This window comes from Clostridium sp. MSJ-8, from assembly GCF_018918325.1.
Classification (GTDB): domain Bacteria; phylum Bacillota; class Clostridia; order Clostridiales; family Clostridiaceae; genus Clostridium.
The window spans coordinates 28,103-44,950 of record NZ_JAHLQH010000050.1 but is presented as its reverse complement, the minus strand read 5'-3'; the positions used below and the strand labels follow the sequence as shown (position 1 = coordinate 44,950).

Genomic DNA, 16,848 nt, shown 5'->3' with positions numbered 1-16,848 from the left:
AACGACTTTTCATGAAAATAGTAATTGTTGGGCTAGGTGTTGTAGGTGGTTCTTTTGCAATGTGTTTAAAAGAAGCAGGCTATGATGATGTATATGGAATAGATACTAATGAAGATACTTTAGCTAAAGCTAAAAAACAAGGATTAATAAAAGAAGGATATAAAGATGGTAGTGTTATATTAAAATCTGCAGATTTAACTATAATGTCTATATATCCAAAGTTTGTAAAAGGATTTATTAAAGAAAATAAGGATTACTTTAAGAAAGGTTCTATTGTAACTGATGCAACTGGAATAAAAGAAATGATAATGAAGGATGTTATAGACATTATGCCAGATGATGTTGATTTTGTATTTGGACATCCTATGGCTGGAAGAGAGAAAAAAGGAATAGATTATGCAAGTGCTAAGGTATTCCATGGAGCTAATTATATAATAACTCCGATTTCGCGAAATAAACCTGAAAATGTTGATAAGATAGAAGAATTAGCTTATAATTTAGGATTCGGTAGAGTTAAGAGAATAACACCAGAGTATCATGATGAAATGATAGGATATACTTCTCAATTACCACATGCTATGGCTGTAGCACTTATAAATAGTGATGACGAAAATAGAGATACAGGAAGCTTTATAGGTGATAGTTATAGAGATTTAACAAGAATAGCTAACATAAATGAAGAGTTATGGAGCGATTTATTCTTAGGTAATAAAGACAACCTATTAAAATCTATAAGTAACTTTGAGAAGCAATTAGATATAATAAAAAATGCTATAAAAAATGATGATAAGGATACTTTAGTAGAGTGCTTTATTAAATCAACTAGTAGAAGAGAAAAACTAGATAATTAAAAATGTCTAACAAAAAATTATTGAAATATTTATTAGATAAACTATATATTTCAATGATTAATATCAAAATTATGTGTTCTAAGTAAATAATATAATGTGGATAAAATCCAATGTTATTTGGTTTGATTAATATTATGTTTATTATTAGTATCAATATTATATGTTTTCATAAATAGCATAATTTCATTAAGTATTTCTAACTATAAAAAAATTAAGGTAGCTAAATGTTGTAAACTCACTAAAGTTCAAACAGTACAACATTTTAAACGCTACCTTAATTTTTTTATAATAAGAAATTCTAAAATTCATTATGAAGATTTATTCAAAGCAATAATATTGATACAAAAAAGAAAATCATAATATTAACATTATCAAATAACATTGGATTTTTCATTATTAATATTTACTTAAATCAATAATTTGATATTAATTAACTGAAAAGATAAGTGATCAAAAATAAATATATTCAATAATTTTTTAAGTAAGAATTGCTGAAACTAATGCTAGTATATTTTAATTATGGACTTTAAGTATCATGCTTATAAATTATGATAAATAATTCATTATAAGTATTTGTAATAAAATAATGTCAAATATATAATTAAAATGGGAAAAATAATATAATAAGTGTTAAAACTATAATGATAAGGGATTTAGGTGATTAAGTTTTGAAGGAAAAAGCTAAAACAAAGAAGATGGATATGTTACATGGACCTATTTGGAGTAAACTACCTAGATACGCTATTCCAGTAGCAGCTACAGGAATTTTAGAACAGTTATTTAATGCAACAGATATAGCGGTGGTTGGTAACTTTACAGGCAAAAACAGTACAGTTTCAGTTGCAGCAGTAGGAGCCAATAGTCCTATTATAGGGCTTATTTTAAACCTTTTTATAGGTATTGCTTTGGGGGCTAATGTTGTAATAGCCAATACAGTAGGACGTAATGATAAGAAAACAATTCATAAAGCAGTTCAGACATCTATTATGATGGCTCTTATAGGTGGAATATTGGTTACTATAATAGGAGAATTAGGAATTGCTCAATTACTTAGAATGCTACATGTACCACAAGATGTATTTCCATATGCATTAAGTTACATTAGAATTTATTTAATTGGAATGCCAGCAATACTTTTATATAATTTTGAATCAGCAATTTTTAGAAGTATTGGAGATACAAAAGTACCTCTAGAAGCTCTTGCAATTTCAGGTGTATTAAATGTAGTACTTAACTTATTTTTTGTTATTGTCTTAAAAATGAATGTAAATGGTGTAGCAATAGCAACAGTTATTGCAAATGTAGTAAGTTCAATATTACTATTTATAAAATTACTTAAAACAGATAAGGTAATTCATATAGAGATGAATAATCTAAAAATAGACAAAGAGAGTTTTAAGAAAATTATTAAGATTGGTTTGCCAGCTGGAATTCAAAGTGCAGTTTTTGCTGCAGCTAATATAGTTATTCAATCTGCTATTAATAGTTTGGGAACTAATGTTATTGCAGCATCAAGTGCAGCTTTTAATATCGAAATACTTGCTTATTATGTATTGAATTCTTTTAGTCAAGCTTGTGCTACATTTGTTGGACAAAACTATGGTGCAGGATATATGAAGAGATGTAGAAAAACTTTAATTTTATGTTTAGTTGAAGATGCAATTGCATCTGCATCAGCTATAATTATTGTTCTTCTTGTAGGAAAGTCATTGTTGGCTCTTTTTAATAATAATCCTCAAGTTATTGAAATTGGATATACTAGATTAATAATGATATTTTCAGCATATACTTTTAGTATGCTATATGAACTTATGTCTGGATATTTAAGAGGATTTGGAATATCACTTGTGCCAGCAATTTTAACAATTATAGGAGTGTGTGGTGTTAGAATTGTATGGATATATACTGTATTTCCAATGAAAAGGACATTTAAGACAATTATGATGGCATATCCTATTAGTCTTTCTATAACTGCAGTGCTTATTTTTATAGCATTGCTTATATATAGGCCATCTCATAAACTTTCAGTTGATTTAGCAGAAAAATAAATATAGAATAAAATAAAGGCGTTAAGTGAAATAAATCACTATGACGCCTTTATTTTAATATTTATTCTTGTTGTTGACGTGAATTATATTCATCGATTAATTCGTATATGGTTTTTGAGGTAGTATCTTTCATGTTGTAGTGTAGTAAAGACACTATTCGTTCAAGATGTTCTGTTGAATCTGTTTCTATTTCAATGTATGGAAAAGGACAGAAGTTTTTATCATTTATATCTATTTCAACAAGCCCTATATCTAGCTTGTAGCTTTCTCTATATTTAGAGATAGATTGATATTGAATAAGTCCTAGAGAATTAAATATTCCTTCACCAGCTTTTTTGTCTAATATAATTGTTTCATTTTCTTCCATTACCTTGAAAGTGTCTTGTGATAATAGCTTTTTGGTTGTCATATAATAAGTTGTTGAATTATCCATAAGATTATGAACTGTTCTTATTCTTGCATAACCTTTCTGAGCTAAAAGACTCCTATCTTCAAAATCATAAATATCATTAACTTGATTCTCTTCTTTTATCTTCTCAGCTCCATTATCAATAAGAATTTTTCTAATAGATGCAACATCTATATCGATAATTCTTGTTTCTAGTTCTTTCAAAAGAAAAACCTCCTTCAAAATACAAAAATATCTACTATTATATAGTAGTATAAATGTAACTTTAATACAATGATAAAAATAAAATAACTCTTTCTTAATAACAATGTAGACAAAAATATTATATAATATATAATAACGTAAAAAAGATATTTATAGGAGGATTTTAATATGAAGCATTTACATATTATGGCTAATCAAAAAGAAGATATTGCAGATACAGTATTATTACCAGGGGATCCCCTAAGAGCTAAATTTATAGCAGATAATTATTTAAAAGATGTTATATGCTATAATGAAGTTAGAGGAATGTATGGTTTTACTGGTACTTACAAGGACAAGAGAGTATCAGTACAAGGTACAGGAATGGGTATGCCATCACATTCCATATATGTAAATGAATTAATTAATGAATATGATGCTAAGAGATTAATAAGAGTAGGTTCAGCTGGCTCAATAAGTGATAAAGTTAACGTAAGAGATATTGTTTTAGCACAGAGTGCTTGTACTAATTCGGCTATAAATAAAAGAAGATTTAAGGGCATGGATTATGCTCCTACAAGTGATTTTAATCTATTATATAATGCATATAATATAGCAACTGAGAGAGGTGCTATTGTGAAGGTCGGCAGTGTCTTGTCTTCAGATCTATTTTATGATGATACAGGTGTATCAGCACAGCTATGGGCTGATTATGGTGTTCTTGCTATAGATATGGAAACAGCAGAGTTATATACATTAGCAGCTAAAAATAATATACAAGCAATATCTATATTAACTATTTCAGATCATGTGTTTAAAGGAATAGAAACATCACCTAAAGAAAGAGAGCAGAGCTTTACAGATATGATGGAGATAGCATTAGAATTAGCATTATAATATGGGGGAAATATGAATAGAAGCGAAGAAAATAATAAGATAAAAAAAGAATCTAAAAATAAAAAAATAACTACAAGTAGAATAATTTTTATTATTGCATTAGTTGTATTTTTGATATCTGGATATAAGTTATATACAATATGGAAGGAATATCATGATAATAAACAAGTATATGATGAAGTAAAGGAATATAGACCTAAGAAGGTAGAGAATAAAGAAGATGAATATACATTCAGTAAAGAAGATTATGATAAATTAAAATCGATTAATAGTGATTTTATTGGATGGATATACATACCTAATACAAATGTGGATTATCCAATAGTACAAACAAAAGATAATGATTATTATTTAAACCATAATTTCTACAAGGAATATAATGGTGGAGGATGTATTTTTGTAGCATCTGAAATAGAAGAACCCTTTAAGAGTGCAAGAAATACTATAATTCATGGACATAATATGAAGGATGGAAGTATGTTTGGATCACTTGTGAACTTTAAAGATAAAGAATTCTTTGATAATAATAAAATTATATATATAGTAACTGAGGATGGAGTTCATAAATATGAGATATTTTCTGCATATTGGCAGAAGGTTAATAATGATCCGTATCAATATGGGTTTGAGTCAGATGAGAAGTATATAGAATATCTAAATGGATTAAAACAAAAATCAGCATATACTAGAGATACTGCTGAATTTACAGCTAATGATAAGATAATAACATTATCAACATGTTCTTATGAGGTTAATGATGGTAGATATCTAATTCATGCTAGATTGATAAATTAAAAAAACTCGGCTAACCTGTGTAAGCCGAGTTTTTTTAAAATAATTTTGCAGAAAAAGCAAGGAAGAATACAAGCAATATTAAATATAGGAATAAAGGATAATAGAATGTTATTCCACCTTTTTTAGTAATTGCAGTTAATGTATCTTCTTCAGAAGACATCATGTGATAATGTTTTATCTTTTTAATATCTTTTTCTGCTAAGATAAGGTATAAATTAACACCAAATAATCCTATAGCAACAAATATGACTAATAATATAGGAATTAAAAATTGAATTGGTACTACAGTAGCTAGTACAAAATAAATAAAAGCTAGCAATATAGAAGGTAATAAGGTTTTTCTATATGCAAACCAAAATATACTAAAGATACATGAAGACCAACACCAATTAGGTTTACTTGGATTCTTTAGATAATTATCTAAAGCTTTTTGATAAAAAGGTTTCTTGGAAGTTGGACCAATAAAAGCTTCTAACTCTTCTCTAGTTATTAAATCTTCATCTTCAAATGATGACATCGTATCTCCCCCTCAAACAGAAAATGTATAACAAAATTATAAATTATAGTATTATTTCAGTCAAATTAAGAACAATTTAATAATAAAAAGTAAATAAAAATAATATTTCGCATTGCGAACTAAAATGCTTTAATATATAATATATATGTAATTTTAAGGAAATAAGAAAAGTAATGTTTCGTATTGCGAAATAAAATTCTTAAAATTAGTGGTTATAAAAGGGGGAACAATTATGATTTTAGAAACAATGAAACAAGAGATGACATTAGAGAATACTAGAACAATTAATGATTTAATAGAAAATGCAGGAAGGTTATATGGTGACAATCCATTTTTACGTTACGAAAAAAATGAGATAATTTATGAAAAGTCATATGAAGATTTATTAATTGATAGTAGTGCTATAGCATCGTGGGTTAATAATAAGAACAAAGAGAAAAAGGATAAAGTTCATGTTGCAATACTAGGTAAATGTAGTTATGAATTTTTAGTATCATTTTTTGGAATAATTAGAACTGGTGCTGTTGCAATTCCATTAGATGTTAATCTTCCAAAGGAGACACTTGTAGATTATATTAATCGTTCAGATGTTGATGTAATATTTTATGATTGGGAACATAATTCTCATATAGACATTATAAAAGAGAGATGTCCTAGAATAGATGAATATATATGTATGCAAGATGTTAATCATATAGAGTGCGTAGAAAATATTTTAGATAGATATAGAGGATATGAATATGTATCAGATGTTCAGGAAGAAGAATGTGCAATAATCATATTTACTTCAGGAACTACAGGAAGAGGAAAAGGAGTTATGTTATCTCATAGGAATCTTATAGATAATGCTTTTTGTAGTAATGAAAAAGAGAAGCCAGGAACTCAAGTATTTCTTAATGTATTACCTATTCATCATATTTTCTGTATAAATGGCGATGTTCTTATGGTTGTAAGATATGGAAATATATTGTGCATAAATAATGAATTATCTAAGATGCTATATTCTATCAAGCTATTTGCACCAACAGCAATTCGAGTAGTTCCTATGATGGCAAAGGTTTTATACAATAAGATAGCAATTACATTAGAACAAAATCCCTTTATGACAAAAGAAGAAGCTAAAGAAGAGGTTCTGGGAGCTAATTTGCACAAAATAATAAGTGGTGGTGGATATCTATCAGAAGAACTAGCAAGGAATTATGCAGATTTAGGAATAGTTATAGGTCAGGGATATGGAATGTCAGAGTGTTCTCCTAAGATTTCAGTACCTGATTATAGTAGATTAGATAAGCTTTCATCAGTTGGGAGAATAGTAGATAGGTGTAGTGTTAGAGTAGTTGATGGAGAAATTCAAGTTAAAAGTCCATCTGTAATGATGGGGTATTATAAAGAGCCTGATAAAACAGCAGAGGTTATAACAGAAGATGGATATTTGAGAACTGGGGATTTAGGATTTGTTGATGAGGAAAATTTCTTGCATTTGACAGGACGTAAGAAGAATTTGATTATTCTTAGTAATGGAGAGAATGTTTCTCCAGAAGCTATTGAGAATATATTTGATGGAGAATTACTTATATCAGAAATCTTAGTATATGGAGCTGAAGATGTTATTGCAGCAGAAATATATCCTAATTATAAATATGCATCAGTATCTAATGTTGATGATATAGAGGATGAATTAAGGCAAATAATCAATAAACATAATAAGGAATTACCTTCATATCAAAAGATATCACAATTCACTATTAGAACAGAGCCATTTGAAAAAACTTCATCTAAGAAAATAATTCGTCAGAAATTTTTTGATAAAAAGATATCAGATAAAAAGAAATTACAAAGCATTCGTAAGCCTGAAACAGAATTACAACAAAAGTTATATGACATAATAAGAGGGCTAGTTGGTAATAAATTATTTGGAATAGATGAGAATATATATGATTTTGGATTGGACTCATTAGGCAGTGTATTATTAATAGAAGAAATTCATAATAAACTTAATAAAGTTATAACCTTCAATGATTTACTAGAAAATAATACTATATTAAAGATAGAAAATTATTTAAATAGTCAAAGAGAAAAATATGATTTAGATTTGAGTAAAAGAGAAGTATATCCTCTTACTGGTATGCAAAAATACTTTGCCTATATAATAAAAGGAAATACTACTGGCAACCTTCCTTTTACCTTTAAATTAAGTAATAGTGTTGACTTGAAGAGATTAAAAAGATCTATAGAGAAGACCATAGATATTCATCCAGGATTAAAGGCTATAATCAAGTTAGGTGAAAAAGGATATAGTGTATATAGAGATGATTCTAGGGTTATAGATATTCCTATAATTAATTTAACAGAAGCTGAATGGAAAGATAGATTAAAAGAGATATTAGTTCCTTATGCATATACAGAAGATGATAATTTATTTCATATATATTTGTTTAAAACAGAAGAAGCTAAGTATTTATTTTTTGATGTTGCTCATATTATGGGAGATGGTATAACTATGAATATCTTATTAGAAGATGTTAATAAGATATATTGTGGTGAGGCTGTAGAAAAGGAAAGCTATACCTTCTATGAATATATATTAGAAGAGCAGAATAGAGAAAAGATGGGTATTAGACCTAAGAATCTAGAGTACTTTGATAATTTACTAAAGGGTATAAAGTTAAATAGAAGTATCCTAAATAAGAAAAACAATGGAGAGTATTTAAAAGAAATAAATTCTGTAATTAATAAAAGATTTAATAATATTGTAAGAGAAGAGGTAATTAATTTCTGTAAGAAGAATGGAATATCTGAGAATGTAATATTCCTTACAGCTTTTAATTATTGTATAAGTTTATTTAGTGATGAAAAGGATGTGTTTAGCAACAGTATTCATAGTGGAAGAACTGATAGTAGATGGACTAGACTTGCAGGACCATTATTCCTTACTTATTATTGTCGTTATACACAAGTACCTCATGAGAGAGTAATAGAATTACTAAAGAAAACAAGTAAGCAAATAATGAACACTATGCAATGTTTTGTAGCAGCACCACGTGAAGGAGAAATGTTCTTTCAATTCCAAGGAGATATATTAAACATCAATAAAATAGGTGATGCAGAAGTAGAAAAAATTAAACTACAGTTAGATTCTCTACCATTTCATATGCAGGTTATGTATGATGATAAAGGATATTATACAGAATTGAGATATTATGAAAATAGGTTTGATAGAGAGCAGTTAGAGATATTTTTACAATGTTATGAAAATATATTAATTGGAATTATGCAAGAGAGATCTGTAAGGAGATTAAAGAATTATTTACCTCAAGAAGTATTTCCTAAACATTTCTATACAACTGTTTCAATTTTAAATAGGGAGTTAGGAGATAATCTAGTAGATAACAATTTAGATGAAGATTTACCTATAAAGGTATATGTTTTAGATGATGAATACAATAAGAAACCATATGGTGCTTATGGTAGATTATTTATAATGGATTATAAACCATTTTATTATGATGAAGAGATTCAGAATCCGTATGGAATTGGTACGCTATATAGAACTAATAAGATTGCAAGAATATTAAAGGATGGATCAGTTGACTTTTTAGAAAATAGTGGTAAAGTTGTATTAACAGATGGAATTCATGGACGTAAATATTATGATTTGAAGAGTTTAAATGATACATTACTAGAATATAATGGTATCGAATATGCAGATAGTTATTTATGTTATGATAAGAATATTAATGAAATGAGCTTAATAGCTGATATAAAGCTTATTCATGATATAGATATAGAAGCATTGAAGAACTATATAGAAGAGAAATGTTCAAAGATGTTAGTACCTTCAGTTATAAATAAAATTAATTAATATATTTATGGAGGAAGTTATGACAGAGGAAAACTTAGGAGAAGAATTATATAATTTATTAGCAGAGCTTTTAAATAGAAAGATAAACAGAACAGTTCAAGATAGTATAAGGGGAGAGTATGGAGTTCTTAGATATCTTGCATATGTTAAGAATAATGAAAGTGCAGGAGCATTAACAGAACAATTACATGTAGTTCCTGGAAGAATGACTGATATACTTAAGAGCTTAGAGGCTAAAGGTATGATAAGACGTTTTAGAGATGAGAATGATTTAAGAAGGGTTATTGTATCTATTACTGATAATGGACGAATAGAAGCAGAAGAGAAAAGAAAATATATAAGAAATGAATATCAAGGATTATTTAAGATTTTAGGTCAAGATGATACTAAAGAATTAATAAGATTATTAAAAGTAGTACTTTCTTATTCTGGAGATATTTCTCTACAATAAACAATATTATTTTCTATAAAGTAAAAAAAGAGGACTTGTTATGTTAACAAGTCCTCTTAAGTTTGCGGAAATTAAGCTCTGTTAATTGAACCGAATAATTCCATTTTTTCTTTAACTGTTTCTTTTATAGCTTCGAAACCAGGAGCAAGAAGTTTTCTAGGGTCGAATCCTTTTCCTTCTAAGTCCTTACCAGCTTCTATATATTTTCTTGTAGCAGCAGCGAAAGCTAATTGACATTCAGTGTTAACGTTGATCTTAGCAACTCCTAATGATATTGCTTTCTTGATCATATCTGCAGGGATACCAGTACCACCGTGAAGAACTAATGGCATATCTCCAACTTCTTTCTTGATGTTTTCAAGAGCTTCGAAGTCTAATCCCTTCCAGTTTGCAGGATATTTTCCGTGGATATTTCCGATTCCAGCAGCAAGCATAGTTACTCCTAAATCAGCTATTAATTTACATTCTTTAGGATCAGCAACTTCTCCAGCACCGATAACTCCATCTTCTTCTCCACCGATTGATCCAACTTCACATTCTACAGAGATTCCCTTTGCAGATGCATCAGCGATAATCTTAGTACTCTTTTCGATGTTTTCGTTTATTGGATAGTGAGAACCATCGAACATTACTGAAGAGAATCCAGCTTCGATACATTTGTAAGCTCCTTCATATGAGCCGTGATCTAAGTGTAGAGCAACTGGTACAGTGATGTTTAAGTCTTGCATTAATCCTTTAACCATACCAACTACAGCATGGTATCCACCCATGTACTTTCCAGCTCCTTCAGATACTCCTAAGATAACTGGTGAATTATTTTCTTGTGCTGTTAATAAAATAGCTTTTGTCCATTCTAAGTTGTTGATGTTAAATTGACCTACAGCGTATTTTCCTTCTCTAGCTTTGTTTAACATTTCTTTAGCTGAAACTAACATAAACTAAACCTCCAATTTATAATATATTTAGATACAAAATGTATCTGAGTTTATACAAAAGTATAAAAGTTTTATAGTGGGACATATATAGTCCACAAGGGATAATATAAGTTCCACTACTATTATAACTTTTATTTCTTAAATTGCAAAGAACTAATTAAAAAAACTTAATTGTTTTTCATAAGTTTTACAAGTACTGCTTTTTGAGCATGTAATCTATTTTCTGATTCGTCAAATATCTCATCAGCATGTTCTTCTAGAACTTCTGCAGATATTTCTTGGCCTCTATGAGCTGGAAGACAATGAAGTACCATTGCGTTAGATTTTGCATAAGATAATAATTTCTCATTAACTTGATATCCTTCAAAGGCTTTTATTTTATTATCTGCTTCATCTTCATGTCCCATACTAATCCAAGCATCTGTAATTACAACATCAGCGTCTTTTACAGCATCTATAGGAGAATCACATATAGCAAAAGTTGTATTCTCAATAGCTGCAAGCTCTTTTCCTCTAGTTATATATTCTTCTTTAGGTAGGTATGCCTTTGGACATGCTATAGATAAATTCATTCCTACTTTTAAGCATCCAATTATAAGAGAGTGGGCCATGTTATTACCATCACCTACATAAGCTACCTTTAATCCTTCAATTATGTTTTTGTATTCTCTTATAGTCATTAAATCAGCTAGAACTTGGCAAGGATGTTCCATGTCTGTCAAGCCATTAATAACTGGAACTGTAGCATATTTTGCTAATTTTTCAACTTCTTCTTGTGAATAAGTTCTTATCATAATTCCTTGAACGAATCTAGATAGAACTCTAGAAGTATCTTCAATAGGTTCTCCACGACCTATTTGAAGATCATGTATACTTAAGAAAGGTGCATTACCACCTAATTGATACATACCTGTTTCAAATGATACCCTAGTTCTAGTGGATCTTTTCTCAAATATCATTCCTAATGTTTTGCCTTTTAGTATCTCATGAGAAATTCCGTGTTTTAGTTCGTATTTTAGTTGGTCTGCTAGATTAAGAATCTCTGAAATCTCTTCCTTTGAGAGATCATCCATCTTTAATAAATCTCGTTTCATGAAAACCTCCTGATTACTTCAATAATTCAATAAGTGTTTCTATACCGAATTTAATTTCTTCTTCAGAAATTGTAAGAGGTGGTAATAGTCTAATTACATCTTTTCCGGCAGTTAATACTAAAACACCTTTTTCTACGGATTTTTTCTGAATATCTGAAGGGTTACATTTTACTTGGATACCTATCATTAATCCACGACCACGAACTTCAACAACTTGATCTAAGTTTGCATCTGTTATAAGTTTCTTGATAAGGTTACCTTTTTCTTCAACGCTCTTATAGAAGTTCTCGTTTCCGATAGTATCTAGAACTGCAATAGCAGCAGCACAAGAAACAGGATTACCCCCAAATGTAGAGCCATGATCTCCAGGCTTAAATGTATTAGATAATTTTTCATTACATAATACAGCACCTATTGGTAAACCACCTGCTAATCCCTTCGCAAGAGAGATTATATCAGCTTCTACATCATAATAATTATATCCATATAGTTTACCACTTCTAGCTAAACCACATTGTACTTCATCAAATATAAGTAATATATCTTTTTCTTTTGCTATAGAATAAGCAGCATTTACAAAATCATCTGATAATGGAGTAACTCCACTTTCTCCTTGAATTGCTTCCATCATAATAGCACATACATCATCTGTTATATTGTCCTTAAGATCTTGAACATTGTTAGCTTCAACATACTTAAAACCTTCAGTAAAAGGGAAGAAGTAGTTGTGGAACTTCTCTGGTTGACCTGTTGCCTTAAGAGTAGTAATAGTTCTACCATGGAAAGATTCCTTAAGAGTTATTATAGTGCTTCTTCCTTTGCCGTATTTGTCAAAACTATATTTTCTAGCTAGTTTAATAGCACCTTCGTTAGCTTCAGCACCTGAGTTCGCAAAGAATACCTTAGACATGTTAGATAGTTTAGTTATCTTGTTAGATAATTCTACAGTAGTTGGATTAAGAAATATGTTAGAGCAGTGTTGAACTTTATGTATTTGCTTCTCAACTGCATCAGTCCATTTTTTATTATTATAACCTAAACAATTAACTCCTATTCCACTAGTTAAATCTAAATATTTATTTCCTTCTGTATCGAATAAATATGTTCCTTCACCTTTTTCTATAATTGGTGCAAGTGGAGCATAAGTATTCATAAGAGAATTTTCCATTATATTTACCTCCTAATATATCATTGTACCTATACCTTCATTTGAGAATAATTCAAGTAGTAATGAATGTGGGACACGTCCATCTATTATATGAGCTCTTTCAACACCCATACGTATAGATTCAACACAACAATCAATCTTTGGAATCATACCACCTTTTATTACGCCTTCATAAGTTAGTTTTGGTACTTGATGTAATCTTAATACTGAAATAAGTGAATCAGGATCGTTAGGATCTCTCATAACACCTGAAACATCAGTAAGAAGAATTAATTTTTCAGCTTTTAGGGCAGAAGCAATCTTGGCAGCACATGTATCTGCGTTTATATTGTATAGATTATTATCATCTTCCCCTAGAGCAACACTACCGATAACTGGGATATAGTCTGAATTTAATGCCATATTTATTACATCAGTATTTACTTCAGTAACTTCACCAACATATCCTAAGTCAACAGGACCTTGTAATTTTTTTGCTTTTAATAGTGATCCATCCATTCCGCATAAACCAATAGATTTTCCACCAGCTTTTTCTATAAGAGCAACTAGGTCTTTATTAACTTTTCCACCAAGAACCATTTGGACAGTTTCTATTGTTTTCTCATCAGTGTATCTTAAACCATTTATGAATTTGCTTTCCTCACCTAATCTTTTTAAGAAAGAAGAGATATAAGGACCACCTCCATGTACAACTACTGGTTTAAAACCTACACATTTCATTAAAACTATATCGTTTATAACAGTTTCTCTAAGTTCCTCGCTTATCATTGCGTTTCCACCATATTTTACAACTATTATTTTACCGTTATACTTTTGTATATATGGTAATGATTGAACGAGTATATTAGCACGATCGGTAAGATTCATTTTACTTTCCCCCTAAAAAATTAACTTCTATAATCTCCGTTTATCTTTACATAATCATATGTTAAGTCGCAGCCCCAAGCTGTTACAGAACAATTTCCTGAATTCATTTCTATTCTTATTGTTATTTCTGATTTTAATAATATTTTTTTCGCAAAGTCTTCATCAAAATCTACAGAAGCACCATTTTTACATACAATAATAGATCCTTCTTCGTTCTCAAAGTAAACATCAACAGCTTCTTGATCAAAATCAATACCAGAATATCCTAAAGCACATAATATACGTCCCCAGTTAGCATCTGCACCGAACATTGCTGTTTTTACTAAGCTTGATGTTATAACACTTTTAGCAAGTACAACACCTTCTTGGTCATTTCTACATCCGTTTACTGTACATTCAATTAATTTTGTAGCACCTTCACCATCTTTTGCAAGCATCTTAGATATAGTAATAGTTACATATTTTAATGCTTCAACAAAAGAATTGTAGTCATTATTTTTTTCTGAAATTGTAGTGTTTTCAGCAAGACCATTAGCTAATATTAATACTGTATCATTAGTACTAGTGTCTCCATCTACACTTATTCTATTGTAGCTTACATTAACAACTTCCTTTAGAGCTTCTTTAAGCATATCAGCACTTATACTAGCATCTGTTGAAATAAATGAAAGCATTGTCCCCATATTTGGTTCGATCATTCCAGAACCTTTTGCAATAGCTCCTATAGTTACTGTTTTACCATCTAAAGTTAATGTGACTGCACATTCTTTTTTTACAGTATCAGTAGTCATAATAGCTTCTGCAGCATCAGAACCTACTTTAGATAATTTTTCCTTTAGTGTAGGGACACCTTTTTTTATGATTTCAGCATCTAGAGGAACTCCTATAACGCCAGTAGATGCAATTAGTACATCATTAACATCTAATTTTAAGTTTTCTGCTACACATTTAGCTATATCTTTTGCAGCATCTATACCTTGTTGTCCTGTACAACAATTAGCATTTCCGCTATTAACTATGATTGCCTGAGCCTTACTATTTTGTAAATGTTCCTTTGTAACATATATAGGAGCACATTTTACTTTATTATTTGTATACATACCAGCTCCAACGCAAGGAACTTCTGAATATATTAACGCTACATCTTTTTTAGTAGAGCCTTCTTTAACACCACAATTCATACCAGATGCTAAGAAGCCTTTAGCAGAAGCAACGTTTCCGTCTATAACTTTGTAGTTCATATATTTACCTCCTTATTTAAACAACAATTTGCTGAAAGAAAGTTTACTCTTTTTTTCATTGAAGCCAAAGATAATATTCAAAAAATGAATTATCACCTTTGGCTTGTACTAGAGTAGCACTTTATATAGATTTAAATATTTTATAGATTACCTTTAGTTTCTGTTATAAACTTATCTAGAGCATCTATTTGAATCTTTATGGAATCAGATGAAGGACCACCTAAAACTTTACGTTCTTCTACGCATGTTACTAGATCAATAGCCTTAAATACATCTTCTTCTATAATATCTGAGAAGTTCTTTAATTCTTCAATAGTTAAATCTTCTAGTGCTTTATTTTCTTTTATACAATATAGGACAGCTTCGCCTACAACACCATGAGCTGTTCTAAATGGCATTCCTTTTTTAACAAGATAATCTGCAAGGTCAGTTGCATTAGTGAATCCACCAGCAGCTCCCTTTCTCATATTGCTAACATTTACTCTCATTGTGTTTATCATTCCTGTAAATGTCTTAGTTGCTAATTCAACAGTATCTAGAGCATCAAATAATGCTTCTTTATCTTCTTGCATATCTTTGTTATATGCAAGTGGAATTCCTTTCATTACAGTAAGTAATGTCATAAGATCTCCATATACACGACCAGTCTTACCTCTTATTAATTCAGCAACATCTGGATTTTTCTTTTGTGGCATAATTGAGCTACCTGTACTATATTCATCATCTAATTCTATGAATTGGAATTCATTTGTACACCATAGAATTATTTCTTCTGAGAATCTTGATAAGTGCATCATAATCATAGATAGAGCAGATAGAGTTTCTATTACATAATCTCTATCAGATACTGAATCTAAGCTATTCATAGTAACTTTTGAGAAACCTAATTCTTTTGCTACAAATTCTCTATCTATAGGATATGTAGAAGTAGCAAGTGCTCCTGAACCTAAAGGCATTTCATCAGTTCTCTTATATGCATCTTGTAATCTTCCTATATCTCTTTTAAACATTTCAGCATATGCTAATAAATGATGAGCTAGAGTGATAGGTTGAGCTTTTTGCATATGAGTATAACCAGGCATTATTGTATCAACATTTTCTTTTGCCTTAGCAAGTAAAACTTCTTGAAGGGCAAGGATATTTTTTTGCATATCCTTGTTTGCCTTCTTTAAGTATAGTCTTAAATCTAAAGTTACTTGGTCATTTCTACTTCTTCCTGTATGAAGCATCTTACCACATTCACCAATATAATAAGTAAGAGTTCCTTCAGTAAAACTATGAATATCTTCAGAAGTAGGATCAATATCTATAACTCCATTTTCCATACGAGTTAATATTTCATTTAAACCATCTTCTATTTTTTTTGCTGCATCAGCAGGAATTATATTTTGTTTACCTAACATTTTTACATGAGCTAGGCTTCCTTCAATATCTTCTATGAACATTCTTGAATCAACATTTATAGAAGAATTGAAGTCATTAACTAATTCGTTTGTTCCTTTTTTAAAACGTCCGCCCCATAATTTCATA

General features: G+C 29.6%; 14 protein-coding genes. 6 read left to right on the top strand and 8 right to left on the bottom strand.

What is annotated here, in order from left to right; all coding sequences use genetic code 11:
• Positions 1 to 11 precede the first annotated feature (11 nt).
• Together KQI77_RS11955 and KQI77_RS11950 are read left to right on the top strand one after the other, a co-directional pair.
• On the top strand, positions 12 to 851 hold the full coding sequence (locus tag KQI77_RS11955) for a prephenate dehydrogenase (protein ID WP_216390669.1): 840 nt from the start codon (positions 12 to 14) through the stop codon (positions 849 to 851).
• Between the two features lie 668 nt (positions 852 to 1,519).
• Complete coding sequence (locus KQI77_RS11950; RefSeq protein ID WP_216390668.1) at positions 1,520 to 2,899, top strand: MATE family efflux transporter; 1,380 nt, start codon at positions 1,520 to 1,522, stop codon at positions 2,897 to 2,899.
• Positions 2,900 to 2,960: 61 nt separating this feature from the next.
• Here the strand turns inward: KQI77_RS11950 and KQI77_RS11945 are convergent, their stop codons facing one another.
• Positions 2,961 to 3,512, bottom strand: a complete 552-nt coding sequence (locus KQI77_RS11945) for a class IV adenylate cyclase (protein WP_216390667.1) — start codon at positions 3,510 to 3,512, stop codon at positions 2,961 to 2,963.
• A gap of 168 nt (positions 3,513 to 3,680) precedes the next feature.
• Here KQI77_RS11945 and deoD point away from each other — a divergent pair, with 168 nt between their 5' ends.
• Both deoD and srtB read left to right on the top strand, forming a co-directional pair.
• The gene (gene deoD, locus KQI77_RS11940; protein WP_216390666.1) at positions 3,681 to 4,388 is read left to right on the top strand and encodes a purine-nucleoside phosphorylase; all 708 of its coding nucleotides are present in this window, start codon (positions 3,681 to 3,683) and stop codon (positions 4,386 to 4,388) included.
• 12 nt (positions 4,389 to 4,400) lie between these two features.
• Positions 4,401 to 5,183, top strand: coding sequence for a class B sortase (srtB, locus tag KQI77_RS11935; protein ID WP_216390665.1), 783 nt, complete (start codon positions 4,401 to 4,403; stop codon positions 5,181 to 5,183).
• A gap of 34 nt (positions 5,184 to 5,217) precedes the next feature.
• Here srtB and KQI77_RS11930 read toward each other — a convergent pair whose 3' ends face one another.
• Positions 5,218 to 5,700: a hypothetical protein gene (locus KQI77_RS11930; RefSeq protein WP_216390664.1), complete on the bottom strand. Its 483-nt coding sequence runs from the start codon at positions 5,698 to 5,700 to the stop codon at positions 5,218 to 5,220.
• A gap of 232 nt (positions 5,701 to 5,932) precedes the next feature.
• Here KQI77_RS11930 and KQI77_RS11925 point away from each other — a divergent pair, with 232 nt between their 5' ends.
• Both KQI77_RS11925 and KQI77_RS11920 read left to right on the top strand, forming a co-directional pair.
• Positions 5,933 to 9,562: an AMP-binding protein gene (locus KQI77_RS11925; protein WP_216390663.1), complete on the top strand. Its 3,630-nt coding sequence runs from the start codon at positions 5,933 to 5,935 to the stop codon at positions 9,560 to 9,562.
• A 19-nt stretch (positions 9,563 to 9,581) separates the two neighbouring features.
• Positions 9,582 to 10,013: a MarR family winged helix-turn-helix transcriptional regulator gene (locus KQI77_RS11920; RefSeq protein WP_216390662.1), complete on the top strand. Its 432-nt coding sequence runs from the start codon at positions 9,582 to 9,584 to the stop codon at positions 10,011 to 10,013.
• Positions 10,014 to 10,084: 71 nt separating this feature from the next.
• On the opposite strand, the gene fba is transcribed toward KQI77_RS11920, so the two are convergent.
• The 6 genes from fba to argH all read right to left on the bottom strand — a co-directional run bounded on the left by fba (position 10,085) and on the right by argH (position 16,847).
• Entirely contained in the window at positions 10,085 to 10,948 is an 864-nt protein-coding gene (fba, locus tag KQI77_RS11915; protein WP_216390661.1) for a class II fructose-1,6-bisphosphate aldolase, read from the bottom strand.
• A 167-nt stretch (positions 10,949 to 11,115) separates the two neighbouring features.
• Positions 11,116 to 12,042 carry an ornithine carbamoyltransferase gene (argF, locus tag KQI77_RS11910; protein ID WP_216390660.1) on the bottom strand — a complete coding sequence of 309 codons (927 nt, stop codon included), beginning with the start codon at positions 12,040 to 12,042 and terminating at the stop codon, positions 11,116 to 11,118.
• A gap of 13 nt (positions 12,043 to 12,055) precedes the next feature.
• Positions 12,056 to 13,210 (bottom strand): aspartate aminotransferase family protein, encoded by a 1,155-nt coding sequence (locus KQI77_RS11905; RefSeq protein ID WP_216390659.1) that lies wholly within the window; start codon positions 13,208 to 13,210, stop codon positions 12,056 to 12,058.
• A gap of 12 nt (positions 13,211 to 13,222) precedes the next feature.
• A complete protein-coding gene (gene argB, locus KQI77_RS11900; RefSeq protein ID WP_216390658.1) occupies positions 13,223 to 14,077 on the bottom strand; it encodes an acetylglutamate kinase in 855 nt (284 codons plus the stop codon).
• Between the two features lie 20 nt (positions 14,078 to 14,097).
• Positions 14,098 to 15,318 (bottom strand): bifunctional glutamate N-acetyltransferase/amino-acid acetyltransferase ArgJ, encoded by a 1,221-nt coding sequence (argJ, locus tag KQI77_RS11895; RefSeq protein ID WP_216390657.1) that lies wholly within the window; start codon positions 15,316 to 15,318, stop codon positions 14,098 to 14,100.
• A gap of 140 nt (positions 15,319 to 15,458) precedes the next feature.
• The gene (gene argH, locus KQI77_RS11890; protein WP_216390656.1) at positions 15,459 to 16,847 is read right to left on the bottom strand and encodes an argininosuccinate lyase; all 1,389 of its coding nucleotides are present in this window, start codon (positions 16,845 to 16,847) and stop codon (positions 15,459 to 15,461) included.
• Position 16,848 lies beyond the last annotated feature (1 nt).